Annotated in this window: 8 protein-coding genes and 1 pseudogene; 7 read left to right on the top strand and 2 right to left on the bottom strand. The window is 69.2% G+C overall.

Annotated features, from left to right (window positions below):
- Nucleotides 1-178: 178 nt before the first annotated feature.
- Nucleotides 179-502 carry a ferredoxin gene (locus tag AC08OO_RS20520; protein WP_011437028.1) on the bottom strand — a complete coding sequence of 108 codons (324 nt, stop codon included), beginning with the start codon at nt 500-502 and terminating at the stop codon, nt 179-181.
- A gap of 119 nt (nt 503-621) precedes the next feature.
- On the opposite strand from AC08OO_RS20520, the gene arc reads away from it, so the two are divergent.
- From arc to AC08OO_RS20485, 7 genes and pseudogenes are all read left to right on the top strand, one after another.
- Nucleotides 622-2430, top strand: a complete 1809-nt coding sequence (gene arc / locus AC08OO_RS20515) for a proteasome ATPase (RefSeq protein ID WP_476607070.1) — start codon at nt 622-624, stop codon at nt 2428-2430.
- A 362-nt stretch (nt 2431-2792) separates the two neighbouring features.
- Nucleotides 2793-4310, top strand: a complete 1518-nt coding sequence (gene dop, locus AC08OO_RS20510; protein ID WP_476607071.1) for a depupylase/deamidase Dop — start codon at nt 2793-2795, stop codon at nt 4308-4310.
- A gap of 182 nt (nt 4311-4492) precedes the next feature.
- Nucleotides 4493-4711, top strand: coding sequence for a ubiquitin-like protein Pup (locus AC08OO_RS20505; protein ID WP_011437025.1), 219 nt, complete (start codon nt 4493-4495; stop codon nt 4709-4711).
- A gap of 328 nt (nt 4712-5039) precedes the next feature.
- The gene (gene prcB, locus AC08OO_RS20500; RefSeq protein WP_476611367.1) at nt 5040-5864 is read left to right on the top strand and encodes a proteasome subunit beta; all 825 of its coding nucleotides are present in this window, start codon (nt 5040-5042) and stop codon (nt 5862-5864) included.
- 1 nt (nt 5865) lies between these two features.
- Nucleotides 5866-6588 (top strand): proteasome subunit alpha, encoded by a 723-nt coding sequence (gene prcA, locus AC08OO_RS20495; protein WP_023841072.1) that lies wholly within the window; start codon nt 5866-5868, stop codon nt 6586-6588.
- Between the two features lie 179 nt (nt 6589-6767).
- Nucleotides 6768-6893: pseudogene (locus AC08OO_RS20490) on the top strand (FAD-dependent monooxygenase); the annotation flags it as partial.
- Between the two features lie 90 nt (nt 6894-6983).
- Nucleotides 6984-7448, top strand: coding sequence for an aromatic-ring hydroxylase C-terminal domain-containing protein (locus tag AC08OO_RS20485; protein WP_476618929.1), 465 nt, complete (start codon nt 6984-6986; stop codon nt 7446-7448).
- Between the two features lie 79 nt (nt 7449-7527).
- Here AC08OO_RS20485 and AC08OO_RS20480 read toward each other — a convergent pair.
- Nucleotides 7528-8901: MFS transporter (locus AC08OO_RS20480; protein WP_476618928.1), on the bottom strand; the 1374-nt coding region annotated here is incomplete at its 5' end.

Below are 8901 nucleotides of genomic sequence, written 5' to 3'. Positions count from 1 at the left end.
CCCCGGGACCGCCCCCGAGCCCAGGTCCGAGACCGAGCGGCCCCGGGACGCCGACCCAGGGTCGGCGACGATCCAGCCGATGTGACGTATCCCATGGGGTCCCATGGGGCAGGCCATTCCCATGTGGTCCCATGGGGCAGGCCGTGGTCGCGAGTGTGCCGGCCGGGCGGGCCCATCGTCAGCCGACGGGCCCGCCGGCCTCCAGCGTGCCGTCGGGGCGTTCCACGTAGATGCACGTCCCCGGACACTCGTCGGCCGCGTCGACCACCGCGTCGACGAGCGGCAGCGGCACCGGGACGTAGGCGCCGGGCTGCGTCTGCAGCTCGCCCGCGCTGTCCTTGACGTAGGCCAGACCGTCGACGTCGAACTCGAAGACGGCGGGAGCGAGTTGCGCGCACAGACCGTCGCCGGTGCAGGCATCCTGGTCGACCCGCACCCGCAGGTCTGCCGAAACGCCCGGCTTCGCTGGAGTTGCCACAGGGCTCCGATCTTCTGTCAGCATGGCACCGTAACCCGCTGTTTACGGCAAAGCTGGATCGTCCTTGCCCGACCGGCCTGCCAGCGGCGGTCACAACGGTAGTGTGGGTGCGTCCCGGTCAGCACGGGGGAGGTGGAGGCGCAGTGTCCGGTCCCCGTTCGGGCTCTGGCTCCGATAGGAGCACGGGTCGTCCAGGTGATGCCGAATCACGGCGGTCGGCGTACGAGAAGGAAACACACGAGCTCACGACGCAGGTCGCCTTCCTGGAAGAGGAAGTGGCCATGCTGCGGCGTAAGTTGTCCGAATCGCCCAGGCAGCTCAGGGTGCTGGAGGAACGGCTCGCGGAGATCCAGGCGGAGTTGTCGGCTGTCACGGGACAGAACGACAGGCTCGTCGCGACTCTCCGCGAGGCGCGAGACCAGATCGTCACCCTGAAGGAGGAGGTCGACAGGCTCGCGCAGCCGCCCAGCGGCTACGGGATCTTCGTCTCCTCCTACGACGACGGCACCGTCGACGTGTTCACTCAGGGCAGAAAGCTCCGGGTGACCGTGTCGCCGAGCGTCAACATCAGTGATCTCTTGCCCGGCCAGGAGGTCATGCTCAACGAGGCGCTGAACGTGGTCGAGACGCGCGCGTTCGAGCGGCAGGGTGAGATCGTCCTACTCAAAGAGGTCCTCGAGGGCGGGGACCGGGCGCTGGTGCTCGGTCACACCGACGAGGAGCGGGTGGTCATGCTGGCCCAGCCGCTTCTCGATGGACCGATCCGGTCCGGGGACTCGTTGTTGATCGAGTCCCGTTCCGGCTACGCCTTCGAGCGGATTCCCAAGTCCGAGGTCGAGGAGCTCGTCCTCGAAGAGGTTCCCGACATCGGTTACGAACAGATCGGCGGCCTGAAGAGCCAGATCGAGTCGATCCGGGACTCGGTCGAGCTGCCGTTCCTGTACAAGGAGCTCTACCGGGAGCATCAGCTCAAGCCACCGAAGGGTGTGCTGCTCTACGGCCCGCCCGGCTGCGGCAAGACGCTGATCGCCAAGGCGGTCGCCAATTCGCTGGCCAAGAAGGTCGAGGCGAAGACCGGCGGCCAGGGCACCGGTCGGGCGTTCTTCCTGAATATCAAGGGTCCCGAGCTGCTCAACAAGTTCGTCGGCGAGACCGAGCGGCAGATCCGGCTGGTGTTCCAGCGGGCGCGTGAGAAGGCGTCCGAGGGAATGCCGGTGATCGTGTTCTTCGACGAGATGGACTCGATCTTCCGGACCCGTGGCTCGGGGGTGTCCTCGGACGTGGAGAACACGATCGTCCCGCAGCTGCTCAGCGAGATCGACGGCGTCGAGCAGCTCGAGAACGTCATCGTGATCGGCGCGTCCAACCGCGAGGACATGATTGATCCGGCGATCCTGCGGCCGGGTCGGCTCGACGTGAAGATCAAGGTGGAGCGGCCCGATGCCGAGGCGGCTCGGGACATCTTCGCCAAGTACGTCGTGCCGGAGCTGCCGCTCTACCCGGATGACCTGGCCGAGTTCGGCGGTAACCGGGAGGCGACCGTTCAGGCCATGATCCAGCGCGTGGTCGAGCGGATGTACGCGGAGAGCGAGGAGAACCGTTTCCTCGAGGTGACCTACGCCAACGGCGACAAGGAGGTCCTGTACTTCAAGGACTTCAACTCCGGCGCGATGATCGAGAACATCGTCGCCCGGGCCAAGAAGATGGCGGTCAAGGAGCACATCGAGGGCGGGCAGAAGGGGCTGCGCATGCAGTACCTGCTCGCAGCCTGCATGGACGAGTTCAAGGAGAACGAGGACCTCCCGAACACGACCAACCCGGACGACTGGGCCCGGATCTCCGGGAAGAAGGGCGAGCGGATCGTCTACATCCGCACGCTCGTCACCGGAACGAAGGGTACCGAGGCCGGCCGTTCGATCGACACGATCGCGAACACCGGCCAGTACCTGTAACGGCCGCAGTATTACCTGTAACGGCTGGTATCTGTAAGGGGCTCGGGTCCCGTGTCCCGCCCAACGGCGGGACACGTGCCACCGCCGTGACCCCGGGGTCACTCGGCCCCGGGGTCACGGCGGTGCTCTGGGTGGCGGTGCTCTGGGTGGCATCGCGGCGTTGCGTTGGGCATCGCGGCACTGGCACCCCTGGGTGTATCCTCCCGCCCGCATCCGCGGTGGACGCCGGTCGGTCGGACTACCGTGTCGCCACCGAATTCTGACGATAGGCGTGGCTGCGGACGTGTCATCCCGAGCGGCCCAGAGCAAACAAGGCAGACGTCCGGCTAACCGACCGCCCGTGTAGCACCTACGCTTGCAGAGTGAGCGCGCGTCGGATCATGGGGATCGAGACCGAGTACGGCGTATCGGTGCCCGGTCAGCCGAACACCAATCAGATGTCGGCTTCGTCGTTGGTGGTGAACTCGTATGCCAGTCGAACGTCGGCGCCGGGCAGCCGCGCCCGATGGGACTTCGAGGAGGAGTCACCGCTGCGCGACGCCCGGGGCTTCGAACTGCCCCGCGAGCCGGCGGTCGATCCGAGCGCCCCGGCCAACGAGGACGATCTCGGCTTGGCCAACGTCATCCTGACCAGCGGGGCGCGGCTCTACGTCGATCATGCGCACCCGGAGTTCTCCTCGCCCGAGGTCACCAACCCTCGCGACGCCGTGCTGTGGGACAAGGCCGGGGAGCGGGTGATGGCCGAGGCCGCCCGCCGGGCGTTGTCCGTGCCCGGCTCCAAGCCGGTCTACCTCTACAAGAACAACACCGACAACAAGGGCGTCTCGTACGGATGCCATGAGAACTACCTGATGGCACGGTCGACGCCCTTCGGGGAGATCGTCCGTAACCTCACCCCGTTCTTCGTCTCCCGTCAGGTCGTCTGCGGGGCCGGGCGGGTCGGGATCGGCGTCGACGGCCGGGAGCCGGGGTTCCAGATCAGCCAGCGGGCCGACTTCTTTGAGGTCGAGGTGGGGCTCGAGACCACGCTGAAGCGGCCCATCATCAACACCCGGGACGAGCCGCACGCCGACCCGGAGAAGTACCGCAGGCTGCACGTCATCATCGGCGACGCGAACATGAGCGAGGTCGCCACCTACCTGAAGGTGGGAACGACCTCCCTGGTCCTCTCGATGATCGAGGACGGCTGGTTCACCGCGGACCTGTCGGTGGACGGGCCCGTGGCGGCGCTGCGGGCGATCTCGCACGATCCCTCCCTCAAGCATCTGGTTACTCTGCGCGACGGTCGTCGGATGACCGCGGTGCAGCTGCAGATGGAGTACTTCGAGCAGGCCCGCAAGTACGTCGAGGACCGGTTCGGTGCCGACGTCGACAGCCAGACCGCCGACGTGCTCTCCCGCTGGGAGTCGATCCTCGGCCGCCTCGAGGTCGACCCGATGAGCTGCGTCCGCGAGCTTGACTGGGTCGCGAAGCTGTCGATCCTGGAGGGCTACCGGTCGCGGGACGGCCTGGCCTGGGACTCGCCGCGGCTGGAGCTCGTCGACCTGCAGTACCACGACGTCCGTCCGGACAAGGGCCTCTACAACCGCCTGGTGGCCCGGGGCCGGTTCGATCTCGTCGTCAGCGAGGAGGAGGTCACCCGGGCGATGACCGAGCCTCCTGAGGACACCCGCGCCTTCTTCCGGGGCCGCTGCCTCGCGCTCTACCCGCAGCAGGTCGCCGCTGCGTCCTGGGACTCGGTCATCTTCGACATCGGTCGGGACTCGTTGCAGCGGGTGCCGACGCTGGAGCCGCTGCGCGGCACGAAGGCGCACGTGGGCGAGCTGCTCACCCGCTGCCCCACGGCGAGTGATCTGGTGGACGCGCTCGCCGGCCGCTGAAAGCCGGCGCCGATCCCGGTCGGGAGAGCCGGCGCCGATCCCTGGCAGGAGGTTCACGTTGCGCCCTGGGCGGACGTCGCGACGTAGCGGCCGGTTCGTGATGGAGTGGACCTCTCACCGATCGAACGGATGGTGTCGGTGGGGCGGGATAGTGTCGCGCCAGGCGATCGAAGGAGGGCTTCATGGCCACCAGGGACAGCGGCGGCGGGCAGCAACGCGCGGACCGTCGGGCGGAGGAGATCGACGACGTCGCGACCGAGGACACGAGTGCCTCCGACCTCAAGGAGCGGCACGAGAAGCTGTCCGAGGACGTCGATTCCCTGCTCGATGAGATCGACGACGTCCTGGAGGAGAACGCCGAGGAGTTCGTGAAGGGCTATGTCCAGAAGGGCGGCCAGTAGCGGCCGTCTGGTAGCCGGCGGTCTGGTAGCCGGCGGTATCGGGCGCCGTGGATGACGCCCGGCGGTGGTAGCTCTGGCGGGGTCGACGCCGCCGGGTGAGGCCGCGTTCCGCGGGGGTCCGGCGCCGCACCGCCCGCGTGCCCCGGTGCAGGTCGGCGGGCCGCACGCGCGGCCGTGACCGCCTTCCCGGCCGACCCGTTCGACCGGCCTGCCCGCCAGCTTCGGGGGCGATAGCCCTATGTTGTGCTTCATCTGTAACGTCGGGCCGGGAGCCTCGGGGACGCCCCGGGCGCGCGGCCCACGTGACCGACTATCGGAAGGGGGATGCGTGGCTGATCCATTGGGGGCCGCCGGGCGCCTACCGGCTGTGTTCATGACGCCGGGAACATCGTCGTTCGCCGATTTCCTGTCGCGGTCGGCGCCGCACCTGCTGCCGGGGGCCCGGAGTGGCCTGCCGGGGCCGGTCACCGAGGTGGCGCACGGCACGACGATCGTGGCGGTGGCGTTTCCCGGTGGCGTGATCATGGCCGGTGACCGGCGCGCGACACAGGGGCACATGATCGCTCAGCGGGACGCCGAGAAGGTCCATCACGCCGACGACTACTCCTGTGTGGGGTATGCCGGCACCGCCGGGGTCGGCGCCGAGCTGATCCGGCTGTTCCAGGTGGAGCTGGAGCACTACGAGAAGATCGAGGGGTCGACACTGAGCCTGGACGCGAAGGCCAATCGGCTGGCGGCCATGGTCAAGGGGAACCTGCCGATGGCCCTGCAGGGCCTCGCCGTCGTCCCGCTGTTCGCCGGGTACGACCTCGACACGGGCAAAGGGCGGATCTTCTCCTACGACATTGCGGCGGCGAAGTCGGAGGAACGCACGTACGAGTCGATCGGTTCGGGCTCGGTGTTCGCGAAGGGTTCGCTGAAGAAGCGGTTCCGGTCCGATCTCAGCCAGGACGACGCCGTCCGGATCAGCGTCGAGGCCCTCTACGACGCCGCCGACGACGACTCGGCGACCGGCGGGCCGGACGTAGTCCGCAAGCTGTACCCGATCGTCGCGGTCGTGACGGCGGACGGCTACCGTCGCTATGCCGACGATGAGATAGAACCGGTGGTGACGGCCATCATCGCGGACCGTTCGACGAACTCGGGAGGCTGACGTGACCATGCCGTTCGGATACGCGAGCCCCGAACAGCAGGTCCGCGACAAGTCCGAGTACGCGCGCAAGGGCATCGCGCGGGGTCGCAGCGTCGTCGTCCTCACCTACGAGAACGGGATCCTGTTCGTCGCCGAGAATCCGTCGGCGACCCTGCACAAGATCAGTGAGATCTACGACCGCATCGCGTTCGCCGCGGTCGGCAAGTACAACGAGTTCGAGAACCTGCGGACGGCGGGCATCCGCCTCATGGACTCGCGTGGCTACATGTACGACCGGCGTGACGTGACCAGCCGCGCGCTCGCCAACGCCTACGCGCAGACCCTCGGTGCGATCTTCAGCGAGAGCGTCAAGCCCTACGAGGTCGAGATCGTCGTCGCCGAGGTCGGCACCTCGATCGCCGACGACCAGATCTACCGGCTGACCTATGACGGGTCGATCGCCGACGAGCGGGGTTTCGTCGCGATCGGTGGCGCCTCCGAGCAGGTCACGACGTCGCTGAAGGAGCATCACCGGGACGGCCAGCCGCTCGCCGAGGCGCTGCGCGTCGCGGTGCAGGCCCTGACCGTCGGGGTGCCCCCGGGCCTGCCGCAGAACGGCGAGCGGGTCCTCGCGGCCGCCAACCTGGAGGTCGGCATGCTGGACCGGACCCGGACCCGACGGATGTTCAAGCGGATCGTGGGCCCGGCGCTCGAGGGGCTGCTCGCGCAGACCTCGGCCACCTGACCGGCCACCTGACCGGCCCACCGTGTTCGCCGACTATCGGTCGGTTCCCGGGGCCGCGATGTCCGCCGGGGGATTGAGGTGAGCCCCGTTTCTCGGACACCTGTGTAGTAGAAAGGGAACCACCTCAGTGGCGGTCGCGGTTCGGCAACGCCACCCGGCTTGCGGGGCAGTACCGCCTCGGCCGGGTGTTCCTGGCCGGCGACGCGGCGCACCTGCACTACCCGCTGGGCGGGCTGGCGCTGAACGCGGCGCTGCAGGACGCGGTGAACCTGGGGTGGAAGCTGGCCGCCGCGGTGCGGGGCTGGGCGCCGGACGGCCTGCTGGACAGCTACCACGACGAACGGCACCCGGTGGGCCACCGGATCCGCGCGGTCACCCAGGCGCAGCTGGCGCTGATGTACCCGCCCGAGCGGGTGGGCCCGCTGCGCGAGCTGTTCGGCGAGCTACTGGGGCTGGGCAGCGTGAACGCCTACCTCGCGGCCGCCGTCAGCGGTCTGGACACGCGGTATCCGACACCGCCGGAGGCGGGCGGGTCGACCTCGCTCGTCGGCTCGCCGGTTCTGGACGCGCCGCTGGTGACGGACGGGGGCCCGGCGAGCATCGCCGAGACCCTGCACGAGGGCAGGAGCGTGCTGCTTCACCTCGACCCCGCCACCCCCGCGCCCGACACCGCCGCCTGGCAGGACCGTCTGCGCGCCGTCTCCGCCCAGCCTGTCCCCGGGCTCGACGCGACCATCCTGCTCATCCGTCCCGATGGCCACATCGCCTATGCAGGCCATGACCGCGCCGACCCCCAGCTGCGTGACGCCCTCACCACCTGGCTCGGCAGCCCGGCCCTGGTCGGGCCACCGGCGGTGTAGCCGGCGCCTCGCCCCAGCACGACGGACGGCCCCCGCATCGAGCGGGGGCCGTCCGACTTTCGTGGATGGGGCGCGGTCGTTACCGGGAGGCCGCGGGCGGAACCGCCGAAGCCGGAGCGGATGAAACCGCCTGGCCATCGACGCCGGCTTCGGTACCCGCGCCGTCGGCGTCCGGCCCCGGGACGGACGCCGTCGGCGGCGGCCCGGCGGGCGCGGCCCGTACCAGCAGCACGGCGAGGAAGGTCAGGACGGCCAGGACGGTCGCCGCCCAGAACGCGATGGAGTTGCCCTCAGCGAGTGCGTAGTCGGCGATGCCCTGTGGGTTGAGCCCGGCCGGCGGGTCACTGGCGGCATCGCGGGAGGCGTTGACGAAGATGGTGACCAGCACCGCTAGGCCCAGGGAACCGCCGACCTGCTGCATGGCGTTGAGTGCGCTGGAGGCGGCGCCCGACTCGTGCGGCGGCACGCCGGAAACGACGACCACAGTCAGTGGGACGGTGAAGAAGCCGACGCCGACGCCGAACAACACCATCGGACCGAGCAGCCCGCCGGCATAGCCGCTGTCGGCGCTGATCTGGGCCAGCCAGGCCATTCCGGCCCCGACCAGGACGATACCGGCGAGCATGAATGTCTTCGGCCCCACCGTGGCGAGCTGCTTGGTCACGACGCCGGCAGCGACCATCAGGGAGATCGCGACGGGCACGAAGGCGAATCCGGCCCGCAGCGGGCTGAAGTCGAGCACCTCCTGGACGAACTGGGTCAGGAAGAAGAACATGCCGGTCAGCGTGCCGGACAGCAGCAGCATGCCGACGAACATGATGGAGCGGTCTCGGTTGGCGAACAAGCTCAGCGGCCGGATGGGCTGACGAGCCCGCCGCTCCCACACCACGAAACCGGCCAGCAGCACCACGGCCACCGCGAAGGCACCCAGCGCCAGACTGTCGCCCCAGCCGTCCGCGGCGGCGCGGATGAAGCCGTACACCAGCAGGACCATGCCGATGGTGGAGGCCAACGCGCCGATGAGGTCGAAGCGTGCGCGGGCGCGGGGGGTCTCCGCGACGTAGACGGGGACCAGGAGCAGGATGAGGACACCGAAGGGGACGTTGACGAACATCACCCAGCGCCAGGAAAGCCAGTCGGTCAGCACGCCGCCGAGCACCAGGCCGATGGCCGCGCCCGAGCCGGAGACCGCGCCGTAGACGCCGAGCGCCCGGGTCCGGGCGGGCCCCTCCTCGAAGGTGGTCGCGATGAGGGCCAGCGTTCCTGGAGCCGCGAAGGCGGCGTCGGCGCCCTGTGCGGCCCGGGCGGCCAGCAGCAGCTCGTTGCTGTTGGCCAGGCCGCCGATCAGCGAGGCCACGGTGAACAGCAGCACACCGCCCAGGAAGACCCGCCGACGACCCAGGATGTCGCCGGCGCGCCCGCCGAAGAGAAGCAGGCCACCGAACGCGAGAGT

The sequence above is a fragment of the Frankia sp. CeCAU1 genome, assembly GCF_977971845.1.
This window is presented reverse-complemented; position numbering and strand designations above follow the sequence as displayed.